At 70.1% G+C, this 15,887-nt stretch carries 12 protein-coding genes and 1 pseudogene; 7 read left to right on the forward strand and 6 right to left on the reverse strand.

Annotated features, from left to right (window positions below):
* The first annotated feature begins 190 nt into the window (after positions 1-190).
* The 3 genes and pseudogenes from P3T39_RS04810 to P3T39_RS04820 form a co-directional block, all read left to right on the forward strand.
* Positions 191-352 carry a hypothetical protein gene (locus P3T39_RS04810; protein ID WP_280696058.1) on the forward strand — a complete coding sequence of 54 codons (162 nt, stop codon included), beginning with the start codon at positions 191-193 and terminating at the stop codon, positions 350-352.
* 71 nt (positions 353-423) lie between these two features.
* Positions 424-2,400 carry an acetate--CoA ligase gene (acs, locus tag P3T39_RS04815; protein ID WP_280696059.1) on the forward strand — a complete coding sequence of 659 codons (1,977 nt, stop codon included), beginning with the start codon at positions 424-426 and terminating at the stop codon, positions 2,398-2,400.
* A gap of 13 nt (positions 2,401-2,413) precedes the next feature.
* Positions 2,414-2,761: pseudogene (locus P3T39_RS04820) on the forward strand (aldo/keto reductase); the annotation flags it as partial.
* Positions 2,762-2,799: 38 nt separating this feature from the next.
* On the opposite strand, the gene P3T39_RS04825 reads toward P3T39_RS04820, so the two are convergent.
* A complete protein-coding gene (locus P3T39_RS04825; protein WP_280696060.1) occupies positions 2,800-4,239 on the reverse strand; it encodes an alkaline phosphatase family protein in 1,440 nt (479 codons plus the stop codon).
* A gap of 507 nt (positions 4,240-4,746) precedes the next feature.
* Between P3T39_RS04825 and P3T39_RS04830 the strand changes: the two genes are divergently transcribed.
* Together P3T39_RS04830 and P3T39_RS04835 are read left to right on the forward strand one after the other, a co-directional pair.
* Entirely contained in the window at positions 4,747-5,775 is a 1,029-nt protein-coding gene (locus tag P3T39_RS04830; RefSeq protein WP_280696061.1) for a PP2C family protein-serine/threonine phosphatase, read from the forward strand.
* Positions 5,776-6,441: 666 nt separating this feature from the next.
* On the forward strand, positions 6,442-7,887 hold the full coding sequence (locus P3T39_RS04835) for an MFS transporter (RefSeq protein ID WP_280696096.1): 1,446 nt from the start codon (positions 6,442-6,444) through the stop codon (positions 7,885-7,887).
* Between the two features lie 119 nt (positions 7,888-8,006).
* On the opposite strand, the gene P3T39_RS04840 is transcribed toward P3T39_RS04835, so the two are convergent.
* From P3T39_RS04840 to P3T39_RS04855, 4 genes are all read right to left on the reverse strand, one after another.
* On the reverse strand, positions 8,007-8,921 hold the full coding sequence (locus P3T39_RS04840; protein WP_280696062.1) for a ThiF family adenylyltransferase: 915 nt from the start codon (positions 8,919-8,921) through the stop codon (positions 8,007-8,009).
* Positions 8,918-9,841 carry a hypothetical protein gene (locus tag P3T39_RS04845; protein ID WP_280696063.1) on the reverse strand — a complete coding sequence of 308 codons (924 nt, stop codon included), beginning with the start codon at positions 9,839-9,841 and terminating at the stop codon, positions 8,918-8,920. The genes P3T39_RS04840 and P3T39_RS04845 overlap by 4 nt, the downstream gene beginning before the upstream one ends.
* On the reverse strand, positions 9,838-11,055 hold the full coding sequence (locus P3T39_RS04850; protein WP_280696064.1) for an acyl-CoA dehydrogenase family protein: 1,218 nt from the start codon (positions 11,053-11,055) through the stop codon (positions 9,838-9,840). The genes P3T39_RS04845 and P3T39_RS04850 overlap by 4 nt, the downstream gene beginning before the upstream one ends.
* Before the next feature lie 69 nt (positions 11,056-11,124).
* Positions 11,125-11,511, reverse strand: coding sequence for a hypothetical protein (locus tag P3T39_RS04855; RefSeq protein WP_280696065.1), 387 nt, complete (start codon positions 11,509-11,511; stop codon positions 11,125-11,127).
* Positions 11,512-12,072: 561 nt separating this feature from the next.
* Here P3T39_RS04855 and P3T39_RS04860 point away from each other — a divergent pair.
* Both P3T39_RS04860 and P3T39_RS04865 read left to right on the forward strand, forming a co-directional pair.
* Complete coding sequence (locus tag P3T39_RS04860) at positions 12,073-13,485, forward strand: amidase (RefSeq protein ID WP_280696066.1); 1,413 nt, start codon at positions 12,073-12,075, stop codon at positions 13,483-13,485.
* A 100-nt stretch (positions 13,486-13,585) separates the two neighbouring features.
* Positions 13,586-14,041 carry a MarR family transcriptional regulator gene (locus P3T39_RS04865; RefSeq protein WP_280696067.1) on the forward strand — a complete coding sequence of 152 codons (456 nt, stop codon included), beginning with the start codon at positions 13,586-13,588 and terminating at the stop codon, positions 14,039-14,041.
* A gap of 90 nt (positions 14,042-14,131) precedes the next feature.
* Here P3T39_RS04865 and P3T39_RS04870 read toward each other — a convergent pair whose 3' ends face one another.
* Entirely contained in the window at positions 14,132-15,700 is a 1,569-nt protein-coding gene (locus tag P3T39_RS04870; protein ID WP_280696068.1) for an AMP-binding protein, read from the reverse strand.
* Positions 15,701-15,887 lie beyond the last annotated feature (187 nt).

Raw genomic sequence — 15,887 nt, forward strand, 5'->3', positions numbered from 1 at the left:
GGAAGATCTTGGAGACTCCATCGTAGAGCGCAACGGCATCATCGGCGCGGAGAGCATGGTCCGCACCGTCCCCGCAGGCACGGCCGGGATCCACCGCTGCACCGGCGGCGAGCCGTCGGCGGAGCACTCCAGGATGGTCCGATTTATCCTGAAAGACGCTGGCCATTACCGGCGCCCACCACTTCGGTGGGTGCTGCAGCCCGACCTCCGTGTCACCCTCAGCGCCGCGTCCGCCCCAGCCCGACTCCGGCCGACACCACCGTCCGCGCTGGTCGCCTGGTACGCCTCCTTCGCCACGGTCACCAACAGCACCTGGAAACGGACGGCACTGCCGGTCTGGCCACTCGGCTGACCCTCGGGCAGACCCGTCCCCCGCGCGGTCCTGGACGATCCCGACGAGCAGAGGCAAGGCGAGGAGAGGCGATGAGTGAGGAGACGCTGTCGAATCTGTCGCACGAGGACCGTCGCTTCCCCCCGCCCACGGAGCTCGTGGCGACGGCCAACGTCACCGCGGCGACCGTACGCGCCGCACGGGAGGACCCGCTGGCCTTCTGGGAGGAGCAGGCCCGTCGGCTGACCTGGGCCCAGCCCTGGAGCCGGGTACTGGACTGGACCGAGGCGCCGTTCGCCCGCTGGTTCGTGGACGGCCGCCTCAACGTCGCCTACAACTGCGTGGACCGGCATGTGGAGGCCGGCCGAGGGTCGAGGGTGGCCTTCCACTGGGAGGGAGAGCCCGGCGACACCCGTACGGTCACCTACGCAGAGCTCAAGGACACGGTCTGCCGGGCGGCGAACGCACTGATCGAACTCGGTGTCCGGGAGGGGGACCGGGTCGCGATCTACATGCCGATGATTCCCGAGACCGCCGTCGCGATGCTGGCCTGTGCCCGGATCGGGGCACCGCACACCGTGGTCTTCGGCGGCTTCTCGGCCGACGCGCTCAAGGGGCGGATCCTCGACTGCGACGCGCGGGTCGTGATCACCGCCGACGGCGGCTACCGCAAGGGCGCCGCCTCGGCTCTCAAACCGGCCGTGGACCAGGCCGTGGCGGACTGCCCGGACGTACGCAGCGTCATCGTCGTCCGCCGCACCGGCCAGCAGGTGCCGTTCACCGAGGGCCGGGACGTCTGGTGGCACGACCTGGTGGACCGTCAGTCACCGGAACACCGGGCCCAACCCTTCGACTCCGAGCACCCCCTGTACATCATGTACACCTCGGGGACCACGGCACAGCCCAAGGGCATCCTGCACACCTCGGGCGGCTATCTGACCCAGGTCGCCTGGACGCACTGGGCCGTGTTCGACCTCAAACCCGAGCGGGACGTCTTCTGGACGGCTGCCGACATCGGCTGGGTCACCGGCCACTCGTACATCGTCTACGGGCCGCTGGCCAACGGCGCCACCTCGGTCATGTACGAGGGCACCCCCGACACTCCGCACCAGGGTCGCTGGTGGGAGATCGTCCAGCGGTACGGGGTCACCGTGCTCTACTGCGCCCCCACCGCGATCCGCACCTTCATGAAGTGGGGTGCGCAGATCCCGGCGCGCTACGACCTCTCCACCCTCCGGATCATCGGCTCGGTCGGCGAACCGATCAATCCCGAAGCCTGGATCTGGTACCGGCACACCATCGGCGGCGACCGCTGCCCGGTGGTGGACACCTGGTGGCAGACCGAGACCGGGGCGCAGCTGCTCAGCCCGCTGCCGGGGGTGAGCGAGTGCAAACCGGGCTCGGCGCTCGGCCCGCTGCCCGGCGTCAGCGCCGAGGTGGTGGACGACTCCGGGGCGCCGGTACCCAACGGCGCGGGCGGCTACCTGGTCCTGACCGAGCCGTGGCCGGCCATGCTCCGCACCATCTGGGGCGACCGGCAGCGCTACATCGACACCTACTGGTCGCGTTTCCCCGGCAGTTACTTCGCCGGGGACGGCGCCAAGAAGGACGAGGACGGCGACATCTGGCTGCTCGGCCGGGTGGACGACGTCATGAACGTCTCCGGTCACCGGATCTCCACCACCGAGGTGGAGTCGGCACTGGTCTCCCACCCCAGGGTGGCCGAGGCGGCGGTCGTGGGCGCGACGGACGCCACCACCGGGCAGGGCATCGTCGCGTTCGTCATCCTGCGCAGCGCCACCCGGGACGACGCCGCTCAGGACGGCGAGTCCGCCGAGGAACTCGTCCGGGAACTCCGGGCCCACGTGACCAGGGAGATCGGCCCGATCGCCCGGCCACGGGAGATCATGGTGGTCCCCGAACTGCCGAAGACCCGGTCGGGGAAGATCATGCGCCGTCTGCTGAGGGACGTGGCCGAGCACCGCGAGCTCGGGGACGTCACCACCCTCACCGACAGCTCGGTCATGCAGCTGATCAGGGAGAGACTGCCCGCCGCCACCGAGGACTGAGCGCCTCGGGCGGCCGGCCGGCAGCCGGCTGCACGAGACCGCCTCCTTCGGCCCGCCGGTCGAGGACGAGCAGCTCTTCCGGGTGGTCGACGCCCTCGACGAGATCGCGCAGGAGACCGGCCGGACCGTCCCGCAGATCGCGATCAACTGGCTGCTGCGGCGCCCGACGGTGTCCTCGGTCATCATCGGCGCCCGCAACGAGGAGCAGCTGCGGCAGAACCTCGGCGCCGTGGGCTGGAGTCTGACGCCCGACCAGGTCGCGCGCCTCGACTCGGCGAGCAGCCGCACGGCGCCCTACCCACACTTCCCCTACCAGCGGCAGGAGGGCTTCACACGGCTGAACCCGTCGATCCTCGGCTGAACCGCCCGCCCCGGAACGCCGCCCCGCCGAGCGCCCGCTCAGTCCCCGTGCGTCGGGCGGTGCGGGCGGTGGCCGTGCTCCTGGTGCGGGAAGTGCTGCACGGCGCCGGGCAGAGTCGGCGCCGGAAGAGTGGCCACCTCCCGCTCGGCCAGCGCCAGTTGGGCCGCGGTGTCGGGCAGCCTCGGCGCCCGGCCGACGCGGCGGTGGAACCGGAAGGCCGAGGTGAGATCCCCGAAGGCCTCCCGGCGCCAGTCGCTGATGTTGGCCGCCCGGACACCGGTGAAGCACTCCAGGAACTGCAGCACCGAGGTGTGGTCGAACGCCTCGGAGGCGACCCAACCACCCACCGTCCAGGGCGAGATGATGATGCACGGCACCCGGAATCCACCGCCGATCGGCAGACCGCCGACGAACTCGCCCGGCGTTCCCGCCTCCGGCACCGGCGGCGCGACATGGTCGAACAGCCCGTCGTTCTCGTCGTAGTTGAGGATGAATGCGGTCTTCGCCCAGACCTTCGGGTTCGAGGCGACCGCCTCGATCTTGGAGGCGACGTAGTCCGCACCGGCGGCCGGCAGGTAGTCCGGGTGCTCGGACTGGTAACTGGTCGGCAGGATCCAGGAGACGGCGGGCAACCGGTCGTTGCGGGCGTCCTCCTCGAAGGTCCCGGCCGGTCGCGCGGTCATGCCCTTTTCGTAGAGCGGGTCACCGGGCTTGGCCCGCTGGAAGTTCCGGAAGAGCGACAGCACGTCGGTGCCGTAGTTGTCGGACTCCTGGTACACCTGCCAGCTGACCCCGGCCCACTCCAGCTGCTCGGCGTAGGTCGTCCAGGTCAGCGGCTTGGGGGCGGAGTTCTGGATGATCGGGCCGCCGTGGGTGCCGGCGGCGTCTACCGAACCCGTCATCCAGTACAGCCGGTTCGGCCAGGTCGGCCCCTGCACGGAGCAGAAGTAGTTGTCGCAGATGGTGAAGGCCTCGGCCAGGGCGAACTGGAACGGTATGTCGTCGCGGGTGTAGTACCCCATCACATACGGGCCGTTGACGCCGTCCGCCGCCCGGTGCGCGGGCAGCCACTGGTCCATCTTCCCGCCGTTCCAGGCCCGGTGCTGCACCGACCAGGCGTGGCTGGTGGACGGAATCGCCTGCGCGCTGGTGGTGCGGGTGTCCAGGTGGAACGGCAGCAGGTAGCCGTCCGGGTTCACCCTGTCGGGCTGGTAGAAGACCGAGCGGCCGTTGTCGAGGCGCAGGGCGTCCGGGTCCGCGAAGCCGCGGACGCCCGCCAGCGTCCCGAAGTAGTGGTCGAAGGAACGGTTCTCCTGCATCAGCAGGACCACGTGCTCGATGTCCCTCATCGAACCGTGCTGCGGCACCCCGGCCGCCACCGCCTGCTGAACACTCGGCGGCAGCAGGCTCATCGCCGCCGCCCCGCCCACAACCGAGGCCACCGAACCCAGCAGCCTGCGTCGGGTCATCCCGGTCATCGGATCCTCCCTCTCTGTCACTTTCACACAGTGTTCCGAGGTGTGGCTGCGCCAGACCGATATGACTCTGCCGCACGGGTGGTCCACCGTGCGGGTGGTGACGGATGAACAGTCGGCCAATGTCAGGGACTTGTCACAGCGGCGGCCGACCGGGCCCCGGTCGAAGCACCTGGCGCCGGTCCGACTGTCAGTTCTGCGCGGCGCGGCGACAGGCGTTCGCGGCGATGCCCACACCCGCCGACGGTCGCCGAGTGTACACGAATGGCTGCCGTGCGCAATCATGCGCGCACTCAAATGGCCTAGCCCGGCTTTCCCCGGCGAACCCGCAGCGGGAGGACGTTCACTCCCGCCCGGCGCCCGCCCCTGTCGCAAGCGGCGGCCGGGTGGTGAACAGTAAGAGGAAAGGAACGGTCCCGGCAGGAGGGACCGTCCAGAAGAGAGGCAGCCGCGGTGTCCGACGGCCGGCGGTGGCAGACCGCGCCGCTCGCACCTTCGAGCTTCAGGTGGATGGTGCTGGGCGGGTCACTGCTGACGGCTGCCATCGTCGCGGTGGATCTGGCGACCGGGCCGAAATCGACCTTCTCACCCGTGCTGACGGCGGTGCCCGTGCTGGCCGGGGTGGGCACCCGCCGGGCGCTGGTGCCACTGTTCGCCGGCCTGCTCACCGCCGCCGTGGTCGTGCTCCTGGTCTTCCTCAACCCTCAGGTGCCCGAGATCGTCCATGCGACAGCCGCCGCCGCGGTCCTCGCCGTCGCCCTCATCAGCAGTGCGAACGTCTCGCTGGTGGCCATGCGCGAGCGGGAGCTCGTCCAGGTGCGTACCGTGTCCGAAACCGCCCAGCGGGCGCTGCTCCGGCCGGTACCGGACCGGGTCGGCACGCTGCGGATCGCCGTACGGTATCTCGCGGCGGCCGCCGAGGCCCGGATCGGCGGCGACCTCTACGAGGTGGTCCGCACCGCGCAGGGGATCCGCCTGCTGCTGGGCGACGTCCGCGGCAAGGGGCTGACGGCCGTGGAGACGGCGGCCGACGTGCTCGGGGTGTTCCGCGAGGCCGCGCTGGCCGAACCCGATCTGGCCGAGGTCGCCGTCCGGCTGGACTCGGCGCTGAACCGGCGCCTGACCGCCGAGGACTTCGTCACGGCGGTGCTGCTCGACGTACCCGAGACAACGGGCCCGGCACTGGTGGTCAACTGCGGTCACCCACCGCCGCTGCTGGCGACGGCCACCGGTGTCAGCGAGGTGCAGCCGCCCGGCTACGCTCCGCCACTGGGTCTGCTGGGCATGTCCGGCCAAGGACGCTACTCCGCGGGCAGTCTGTGGCTCGGTGAAGGTGATCTGCTGCTCCTCTACACCGACGGTGTCTCCGAGGCGCGCGACAACAGCGGCCGGTTCTACCCGCTGGCCGAGCGCCTGGCCCACCTGAACGGGCACGACCCGGGAACCGTGCTGGACCATCTCGTCGCGGACGTCCGCGCCTACGTCGACGGCGGCCTCGGTGACGACGCGGCGCTGCTGGCGATCCGCCGGGTGCGCTGAACAGCGCTCCGTTCCACTGCCACCGCTGCGGTACCTGACACCGCGACGGCACGCTGCGCCCGCCCGAGCCCGGCAGCGTGGATCGGACGGTATGTCAGTGGCCCGTGCCAGACCGGCTCGGATCGGGGAGCGCACTGGCGTGACCTGCGGAGCAGCACCCCCGACATGGACCCGTCGAAGGAGCACACACTCATGCTCAGCACTGACTTTGTGACCGGCGCACCCAACTCGGTCCCGCGCACACATAGGTGGCCGTCCGGCTGAAGTTTGGAGAGCCGCCAGCACTCGCTGACCGTCGGCCACACTGCACGATGTCCGGCCTTTCCGAGGTGTTCCGTCTTCACGACTGACGGCTGACGGCTGACGACTGACGGCTGACGACTGACGGCTTGCGACAGAGACGACCATGCTCGGAAACCGGGTGCCGGGGATCGCCGGTGACGGTGATCCGCCGTCTCACTCGTACGGGGGAGGCACCCCCTCGGAACGGGCCGCGACTCCCCCGCGCCGGGGACAGGCGTCCGGGATCCATCCCTCACAGAACACTTCTCCCACAGATTATGTCGGCAGCAGATGTAATATGGGGACGTGACCGTCCGAGCACCCCGCTCGGCACGGCACCCCGGCGCGAACACGTCGCGGACAGCAGCCCTGGGGGACGTCGCCATGCCGGTACGCGGCCATCGGACCCACCGCCCGCCGGTCCCGCCACTGCGGATTCCCGCCCTGCTGACCACCGAGCGGGCCCGGCCCGACCGCATCCGCGAGCACCCGCGCGCCTGGCGCCTGGCCGTCGCCACCGTCTGCTTCGGCGCCTTCATGGGCCAGCTCGACGCCAGCATCGTCACCCTCACCTACCAGCCGCTGCGCACCGAGTTCCACACCGCGCTCGCCGCCGTCCAGTGGGTGTCCCTCGCCTACCTGCTCACCCTTGTCGCACTGCTCGTGCCCGTCGGCCGCCTCTCCGACGTCCACGGCCGCAAGCTCCTCTACCTCTACGGCTTCGCGGTCTTCACCCTCGCCTCCGCGGCCTGCGGACTGGCGCCCGGCCTGGGGGCGCTCGTCGCCTTCCGGGTCGTCCAGGCCGTCGGCGCAGCCCTCATGCAGGCCAACAGCGTCGCCCTGGTCACCACCAGCGCACCGCCGGGCAGGATGCGCGCCGCCCTCGGCATCCAGGCCGCCGGGCAGGCCCTCGGCCTCGCCCTCGGGCCGACCGTCGGCGGTGCCCTGGTCTCCGCCCTCGGCTGGCGCTGGGTCTTCGGGGTCAACGTCCCCATCGGAATCGCGGCCCTCGTCGCCGGCCACTACCTGCTGCCCCGCACCCGCCGGCGCCACGGCGCCTCCCGCATCGACATCCCGGGCGTCCTGCTCCTCGGCGCCTCCACCACCTCGGCACTGCTCGCCCTCTCGGTGGTCTCGGGGCTCGGCCTGCCCGTCCGGAGCGCACTCGTCCTCGCCGTCGCGGCCGTCGTGTCCGGCTGGGCCTTCACCCGGCGCCAGAGCCGATGTCCCGATCCGCTCATCGACCTCGCCCTGCTGCGCACCGGCCGCATCGGTCCCGGGCTGCTCGCCGGACTGTGCGGCTACCTCGTCCTGTTCGGGCCCCTCGTCCTCGTACCGGTCGAACTCGCCCGGCACGGCGCCCCCGTGCTGATCACCGGCCTTGTCCTCACCGCTCTTCCGGTCGGCTTCGCGCTGGCCGCGACCACCGCCGACCGGTTCCTGCCGACCGGCTGGAGCGACTCCGTCCGCAGCCGCACCGGTGCGATCGGCTGCCTCGCCGCCCTCGTACTGCTCGCCCTGCTGCCACCGGACGCGGGCACGATGCCCTACCCGCTGGCGCTGCTGGGGCTGGCGCTCGGCGTGTTCGTTCCCGCCAACAACACCCTGGTCATGAAGGCCGTCCCGGCCTCCTCCGCCGGTACGGGCGGAGGCATGGTCAATATGACCCGGGGGCTCGGCACCGCCGTCGGGGTCGCCACCGTCACCCTCGCCCTCCACCTCGCCCCCGGCGACGCCGGAGACCTCGCCGCCACCACCGTCCTGGCCGCGTTCGCCGCTCTCGCCCTCGCCACCACCCTCCCTCACCGTCGGCCCGCCCCCGGAGCCTGACCGCCGGCATCGAACCGACCCGGGTCGGACGGGAGCCCGGACGGCGTGGGCCCTGTCGAACCGTCCGACAGGGCCCACGTCCGGACCTGGGCCACCGGAGCGGTGGCCCAGGGGGTGGTTCAGCGCGCGAGTTCGCGAGCCAGCTGTTGCAGTGCCTGCACCATGCGCAGTGCCTCCCTGGGCCAGCGCAGCCGGTTGGACCACTGCTCCGGGGCGGGCCTTACCGCCTGATGGATGTCGAAGCTCACCTCGTCACGGACAGCCTCTCCGGCCAGGATCCTGGCGACCATGTGGGAGCTGACCGCACCGAACATCAGGGCGGCGTAGACCACTTGGGGAACGCTGTACTCGGGGTTCTGCATGTTGGGGCTCACGTCGGCGAGCATCTCGGCCGGGATCCTGCGCAGTGGGATCAGCCGCATGATCAGTTGCCATGCGCCGAGCCGGTCGAGGTCCCGCTCGATGATCCGACCGTCGAACGGCCTGGTGAGCTTCCGGTAGTCGTAGCACTGGAGGTACTGCACACCGGCCATGTCCCACCCGGTCAGCAGGGGCAGCCTGCGCTCCAGGGCCTTCTGGTGCAGCAGGAACTTCGCCTCCAGGCCGGACATCGTCGTCACGTCGACGCCGTCGATGACGACCTGGCACGATGCGGTCAGTTCGTCGACGCAGTCGGCGGTGACCCCGTCGGCGAACACCTTGACCTCGGCCTTGGGGTTGATCCCCAGGACCCGGTCCGCCGCGACCTCGGCCTTGTTCCTGCCGATGTCCTCGACGGTCGCCTGTTGACGGTTGAGGTTGTTGAGCTCGAAGGTGCCCGGCTCCGCCAGCAGGAAGCGCTGGACACCGAGCCTGGCGAGCGGCTGGACGGCCGCACCGCCGATGGATCCGCAACCCGCCACGAGTACGGTGGCCCGGCGGAGTGCCTCCTGCTGGCGCCGACTGACGATTCCGAGATTGCGCTGCGTCAACTCATCGTAGTAGTCGGATCGTTCGACTTCCTGTCGCCGGTCGGCGTCCTGGATGGGCGTCATGGCTGAGTCGCTTCCTTCCGTCGCCGTGCGAGCTGTTCGACGAGCGCGTGAGCGTTTCTGGTGCCTCGGGCCTCGGTCAGATAGGTCTCGATGGTGTCCATGTCGGCCCGGAAGCCCTCCGGGAGGCGGCCCACGAAGGGTTTGGCGATCGTGTCCTGCTCGTAGATCGGCCACATGAGCTCGGACCTGGGCAGGCTCGGCGAGGTGCCGTCGACGACGGTCAGATCGAGTCCCATGAGGGTCAGATGACGGATGGCCACCTCCTCCTTGGCATCGCCGACAGCCAGCATCCGGCGCTGCGGACCGCCCAGTGCGAGCAGCGACCTCCCGAATCCCAGCACGATGTGCCAGGGGACGAGCGAGGCCAGGGCTCCCGGCGGCATGCTCTGGTCCCGGAGGAACCGCTTGACCTCGAACGCGTGGTGCGTGTGGAGTTCCGGGGCCGCGTAAGGGCCGAGCAGATCTATGCGGTGTGCGAGTTCGGTCGCCAGCCTCGGCCGGCCGGGTGCGTCGAGCGGCAGCGGCTCGGGATCGTAGGAGCCGGAGAGTCCGACATAGCCGAGAATCCTGCCGCTCTCCGCCGAGAGGGTGACGATGTGCACGTCCTCCACGCCGTGCGCCGGCCGGAACGGCTCGTGGAAGAGGGCGGCCCGCTGCACCAGCGAGGGGCAGATCCAGCCCAGGCGCAGATACTGGGCCAGTCGGAAGCCGAGTATTCCCCGGAGGTAACGGAGCGGCAGTTGTGAATCCCGGACGGCGAGAGTGACAAGCCCGTCGCCGTGATCGTGGTGGTGCAGGGGTTCCCCCCGGACCGCCTCCAGGAGCCCCGGGTAGTGCAGCCTCTCGTGGAGGCGGAGGATCGAGGCGGTGTATCTCCCGGCAACTGCCGTGGGCTGGTCGGCCGTTAAGGTTCTGGTCATTCCGCCTCGCTGACGCGGTAGAGGCAGTCCGTGATGGCCAGGGCGAGGACCTCGGGCGTGCCCTCGTAGATGCGGGCGCCGTAGGAGTCGCGCAGCATCTTCTCCACCCCGTACTCACGCAGGTAGCCACGGGCGCCGATGAGGGAGACGGCGGTGTCGGCGACCTCGATCGCCACCCGGTCGGCGAAGAGCTTGGCCACCGCGGGCTCGTACTCGGGCGCGGGCAGCTGGTTGTCCACCTTGTTGGCGGCGTACATGTAGAGCATCCGGGAGGCGTCGATCTTGGAGGCCATCTCGGCGATCTTCTGCGCACTGAACTGGTGCTTGTACAGCAGCTGGCCGCCCTGGACCCGCTCGCCGCACCACTTCAGCGCCTTGTCCAGGGCGCCCTGGGCGACCCCGGTGGAGATGCCGGCCACCGACGCCCGCGCCATGTTGCTCTGCGCGATGTTGATCGCCATGCCGTTGAGCTCTCCGCCGATCACGTTCTCCACCGGAACGATGACGTTCTCGAAGGTCAACTCGCTGCCGAGGCAGGCCCGGTAGCCCATCTTGTCGGCGACGGGACCGCGGGTCACGCCGGGCTGGTCGAGGTCGACGATGAAGGAGGTGAGCCCGGTGGCCCCCTCGTGGCCCTCCATGTTGGCGAACACCGAGGCGAACGTCGCGAACTTGGCGTTGGTGATGAACTTCTTGCTGCCGTTCAGGACGTAGTGGTCGCCCTCACGCCTGGCACTCATCACGTTGACGGCGTGCCTGGCGTTCTCCGGGATGATCAGGTCACAGCCCGCCTCGTCCTCGGTCACCGCGTTGCAGGCCAGGATCGGCTCGTCACCGGCGAACAGGGGCAGGTAGCGGGCCTGGAGCTGAGGGTCGCCCGAGTAGAGGATCGGCGTCTGGCCCAGCATGGTGGCGCCGAAGATGAGTGCGGTGCCGGGGCAGGCCGCCGCGACCTGCTCCATGGCGACGGAGATGCCCAGCATGCCGAGGCCCAGGCCACCGTACTGCTTCGGCACCGCGACCCGGGTGAGCCCGAGGGCGTGGCCCTGTTTGACCAGGTCCCAGTCGAAGTCCGCCGCAGGTGCCTGGTCGAGCTGCTGCGCCCTGGGCAGCACGACCTCCTGCGCGAACTCCCGTACGGTCTCCTTGAACCGCTGGATTTCGGGCGGCAGCACGTCGAAGTTGAGTTCGAACGAAGGGGCGGTGATGGTCACGATTCTCCTTGGTCGAGCGGCTTCACGGTTGTGAGACGTTCCGTCAGATGTCTTGCGGATGTCAGGAATTCAGGCGCCGACGGCGGTGACGATCGCGGGGTAGCGCTCGAAGGCCGGGGCGAGGATCGGCATCAGCTCGAGCACCTTCGCGACCTTGCCGAAGATCCTCAGCCGGCCGGACGTGATCGCGGCCGGGAAACTCGTCCGCCCCAGCCAGAGCTCATGGGCGGTGGCTGCGGTGGACTTGATGGTGAGCGTCGCGTACTCCGGGGCCCCGTCACCCACGACGGCCCCCTCGGCCGAGACGAAGATCCGCAGATCCGGCCTGCTGTGCTCCATGAGAAGGCTGATACCGCTGTCGCGCAGCCCGGCCGTGAAACGGTCGTCCTGCGCGAGCTCGGTGAAAAGCCGGCCCAGGGTCTCGGTCGTCGAATTCCCAATGGCTTCGATGGACATATCACTCCTCGGACGCGTGACGCATTGGCCAATGATGAGTGAAAGGCTTGCCCGGGGCGCGCTCTTCGGATTTCCACACACTGTTCGACGCCCAGGAGAATGGAAACCAGGCACGCCGAGAATCTCGAACGTCTGCCAACTCCGGATCAGTGATGCTTCCTGGGAAATCCCACCACGAAAGCTTCCGGACGGCCTTCTTCGAGTCATCCCGCATCGCCTTCGACGGCAACGTGGAGACGGCTGCCAGCCCCCCGCCAGCCCTTCGGAATCGACCTTAGGTGCGTACGCATCTAAGCGTCAAGCTTGAAATCTTGCGCAGTTCGACCTGTATTACACCTTTTGTTCGGCCACCGAAGCGTCCCATTTTACCGAAATCTCCGCCAATGATCGGCTTCGGCAGCCAGGCGGCAGAACACGTGACCTGACTCACGGCAAGTCGGCGACGATCCAGCGGTTTGAGGAAGTCGAGAACGGGAGAGGTGCCACAAACGCGGTTCCGACCCGCGAGATCCCCTTGGCAGTGCCGACCGAGTCGTCGGCCGAACGGGAAGTGAAAGCCATATGACCGAAATTCACGAACTCTCCGCACTTGAACAGGCCGCAGCTGTGCGTAAGCGAGAGGTATCACCCCGTGAACTCACCGAGCACTATCTGGACCGAATAGCCGGTCTTGACCACGAGGTGGGGGCCTATCTGACGGTGGTACCCGAACTCGCGCGCGCTCAGGCCGCTGCCGCCGAAACGGCACTGCGCGACGACACCTGCTCGTCCCCGTTACTCGGGGTGCCCGTCCCGGTCAAGGACCTCACCGCGGTGGAGGGGGTGCGCTGCACCTTCGGCTCCCTGGCCTACGCCGAGCATGTGGCCTCATGGGACGACCATGTCGTGACCAGGCTCCGGGAGGCCGGCACGATCATGCTGGGCAAGACCAACACCCCGGAGTTCGCACTGCCCTGCTACACCGAGAACCGCCTGGCGCCCCCCACCCGGAACCCGTGGGACCCGACCCGCTCCCCCGGAGGATCCAGCGGTGGCTCCGCCGCAGCGGTGGCCGCCGGCCTTGCCCCGATCGCCCACGGCACCGACGCGGGCGGGTCGATCCGGATCCCCGCGTCCGCCTGCGGCCTTGTCGGCATCAAGCCGAGCCGGGGCCGCGTCAGCAACGGGCCCTCGGCGGACGTGGCCGGACTCTCGGTCCACGGCCCGCTGGCCCGTACGGTCGCCGACGCCGCCGCACTCCTCGACGTCATGAGCGGCCCGGCGCCGGGCGACAGTCGGACCGCCCTGGCACTGCCCGCCGGTGAGACCTTCCTCGAACACGCACGGCGCGAGCCGGGCTCGCTGCGAGTGGCCGCCATGCTGCAGCCCATGGTCCCCGGGGTGGCACCCCACCCGGACTGCACCGACGGCTACCGGCGGACCGCCCTCCTGCTCGATGCCCTCGGTCACCGGGTGACCGAACTCGACGCACCGTCGGATCCGCTGCTGGTGGAGGCGTTCTCCGACGTCCTCGCCGTGCTGTCGGCCCTGCCGTCCGTGCCGGACGAGAGCGTGTTGATGCCCTTCACCCGGTCCCTCAGGGCCGGTGCCGCGAGCGTCCCGGGTGCCCGGTTCGCCCAGGCCGTGAGTCTGTTCCACGAAGCCGGGCAGCGGTTGGCCGACACGCTGTTCGCCGAGTACGACGTGATCCTCTCGCCGACCCTCGGTCAGCTGCCCGGCCTCATCGGGGCACTGCGCGACGACGGCGATCCGACGGCCGAGTTCGCGGCCATGGCCGCGTTCATGCCGTACACACCGCTGGCCAACATCACCGGCCTGCCGAGCGTCAACGTCCCGCTGCACTGGAACTCCGAGGGGCTGCCCGTCGGTTCCATGCTGACCGCACGGCACGGCGCGGAGCCGCTCCTCATCTCGCTGGCCGCACAGCTGGAGGCGGCGCAGCCGTGGTCCGGGCGACGGCCGGCACTCTGGTAGTCCGATTCGTCCGGGGCCGAGGGCCAGCGCCCTCGGCCCCGGCCGGTCCGTGACAGTTAGGTGCCTGCGCGTGCACCTATCGAGCCGCTACGATAGGGGCATGCCGAGAAGCGGAATCCTCCAGGCCTGGTGGGGCCTCAGCCAGGCCCATCACCACATCAGCGACCACATGGACCGGGCCCTGACGAAGACTCACGGGCTCTCCATCAGCTGGTTCGAGGTCCTGGAAGTCCTCGCCCGCCAGTCCGAGCCCATCCGCGTGTCGGATCTCTCGCAGCAGGTGACACTCAGTCCCTCACGCACCTGCCGGGTCCTGCATGCTCTGGAGGAGCGGGGCGTGGTCACCCGTACCTCCTCCCCCACGGATGCGCGCTCCACCGAGGTCCTGCTGACCGACAAGGGCGGCGAGCTGCACGCGCAGGCCCTGGCCGCGGTCCAGGACGCTCTGGCCCAGACCGTGTTGAGCAGGCTGAGTGCCGAGGAGATCGCCGGCATGGCCGCTCTCCGGGGCCTGATCGGCCCGGCTGGTGCCGCTCCGGCAGCCACAGCGGTCTGAGGCCACGTCGAGCGGCGCGCCTGCGGCCACGAGCGGTGGGCAGGCGCGCCGGCTGACGCGGGATCTCGGCGCGGCTTTGACCGACCGCTGTTACACGGGTGCGGGGCCCGGAGCGGGGACGACGAGTGCGCGCAGCGCCTTTTTGTCGATCTTCCCGACGGTGGTCCAGGGAAGTGCGTCGAGCACCGAGATGTCCCTCGGCCGGTAGAGCTCGCCGAGTTCCTCCGCGACCCGGGCGCGCACCGTGTCACGGTCGATGGGGGCCTCGCCGTTCGCGACCAGGAACACGTGCACGGCCTCGCCGTACAGGTCGTCGGGGACTCCGACGGCCGCCGCCTCGGCCACGCCCGGCAGCGTGACCAGGAAGTCGTCGAGCAGCCGGGAGTAGACGTTGGAGGACGTCCGGCCGGTCACGATCACGTCCTTGGCGCGGTCCACGAGGTAGAGGTAGCCCTCGCGGTCCTGGTAGGCCAGATCGCCCGTACCCAGCCATCCGTCGCGCAGTGCCTGGCGGGTGCCCTCCGGGTCGCCCCAGTACTCGCTCATCACGACTCCCCCGCGCACGTGGAGTTCACCGACCTCGCCGCCTGGCGTCACCGTGCCGTCGGCGTTGCGCAGTTCCACGTCGAGGCCGGGGCCGGGTCGGCCGCAGCTGCGCAGCCAGTGGGGCTTGCCGAGGTCGTGCTCGGCCGGCAGCAGCGCGGTGATGCCCGGCGCTTCGCTCGTCCCGTAGATCTGGTGCAGCACCGGGCCGAATCGCTCGATCGCCTGCCGAAGCCGCGCCGGGGCGGCCGCCGCACCGGTGTAGAACAGCCGCTTGAGGGCGGGGAATCCGTCCGCCGGGCAGTCGGGGTGGTCCAGGATCTCGTAGAGCATCGGCGGGGTCAGCAGCAGGCCGGTGATCCGTTCGTGGCGCAGGGCCTCGATGGCCGCCTTGGCGTCGAAGGAGTCCATCAGGACGACCGTGCCGCCCGCCATCAGTCCTGCCATGGCGCCGAGATGGCCGCTGGTGTGTGTCACGGACATCGGGAGCAGCAGCCGGGGAGCGTCGGAGTCCGCGAGGAGCTGGCGGGCCGATCCCGCGACCAGGCCCTGGTAGTACGGGTGCCGTTGGGCCACCAGCTTCGGCCGGCCGGTCGTCCCTCCGGTGTAGAGCAGGGTGACGACGTCCTGCTGCGCGGCCCGCTCGCCCTGGAAGGTCGTGGGGCCCGCGACCGCGCTCTCCAGCAGGTCTCGCCCCGTTGCGGACGGCCCCAGGGAGAAGGCCAGGGGGATGCCGAGGTCGCCGGCGAGCCGGGAGGCCCGTTCCCCGAGCGCGGGTGCCCAGACCAGGGTGGTGACCTGGGCCTGCTCGATGAACGCCGCCTGTTCGCCGAGCCCGCGGTCGGTCCGGACGAACACCAGCCGGCAGCCGGCGAGGTGGACGGCGATACTCAGCAGGACGGCTTCCGGGCTGTTGGTGGCCAGGACCGCCACTCCGTCACCCTTGCGCACCCCGGCGGACAGCAGGGCGTTCGCCAGCCGGATCACGGTGTTATGTGCCTTGGCGCCGCTGATCCTCCGCGGGCCGTGGTGCAGTACGTCGCGGGTGCCGGCGGCGGCCAGCGAGTCCAACAGCCCTTCGGCATAGGTCTCGTGGCCGGTGGTCTGCTCGGTCATTCTTCTCCTTCGGTCTGCTTCCCGGTCGTTGTACGGCGCCTGCCGGGACAGCGGCGCGGGGCATGTGCGCGAGCGTTCATGGGAAGAGCCGCCGGCCCTGGGGTGAGCGGCGGCTCGGAGCATCGGCCGCCACCAAGCTCGGGCCGGAGAGCGGCACTCACCCTAGGCAGCGTTCCGAAAGAGTGTC

The sequence above is a fragment of the Kitasatospora sp. GP82 genome, from assembly GCF_029892105.1.
Lineage (GTDB): Bacteria > Actinomycetota > Actinomycetes > Streptomycetales > Streptomycetaceae > Kitasatospora.

Excerpts from the sequence above, each read along its gene's own strand:
- P3T39_RS04835 (WP_280696096.1), top strand. The coding sequence starts at position 6,442 with ATGCCGGTACGCGGCCATCGGACCCACCGCCCGCCGGTCCCGCCACTG.
- P3T39_RS04825 (WP_280696060.1), bottom strand. The coding sequence starts at position 4,239 with ATGACCGGGATGACCCGACGCAGGCTGCTGGGTTCGGTGGCCTCGGTT.
- P3T39_RS04845 (WP_280696063.1), bottom strand. The coding sequence starts at position 9,841 with ATGACCAGAACCTTAACGGCCGACCAGCCCACGGCAGTTGCCGGGAGA.
- P3T39_RS04830 (WP_280696061.1), top strand. The coding sequence starts at position 4,747 with ATGGTGCTGGGCGGGTCACTGCTGACGGCTGCCATCGTCGCGGTGGAT.
- acs (WP_280696059.1), top strand. The coding sequence starts at position 424 with ATGAGTGAGGAGACGCTGTCGAATCTGTCGCACGAGGACCGTCGCTTC.
- P3T39_RS04865 (WP_280696067.1), top strand. The coding sequence starts at position 13,586 with ATGCCGAGAAGCGGAATCCTCCAGGCCTGGTGGGGCCTCAGCCAGGCC.
- P3T39_RS04860 (WP_280696066.1), top strand. The coding sequence starts at position 12,073 with ATGACCGAAATTCACGAACTCTCCGCACTTGAACAGGCCGCAGCTGTG.
- P3T39_RS04870 (WP_280696068.1), bottom strand. The coding sequence starts at position 15,700 with ATGACCGAGCAGACCACCGGCCACGAGACCTATGCCGAAGGGCTGTTG.
- P3T39_RS04855 (WP_280696065.1), bottom strand. The coding sequence starts at position 11,511 with ATGTCCATCGAAGCCATTGGGAATTCGACGACCGAGACCCTGGGCCGG.
- P3T39_RS04840 (WP_280696062.1), bottom strand. The coding sequence starts at position 8,921 with ATGACGCCCATCCAGGACGCCGACCGGCGACAGGAAGTCGAACGATCC.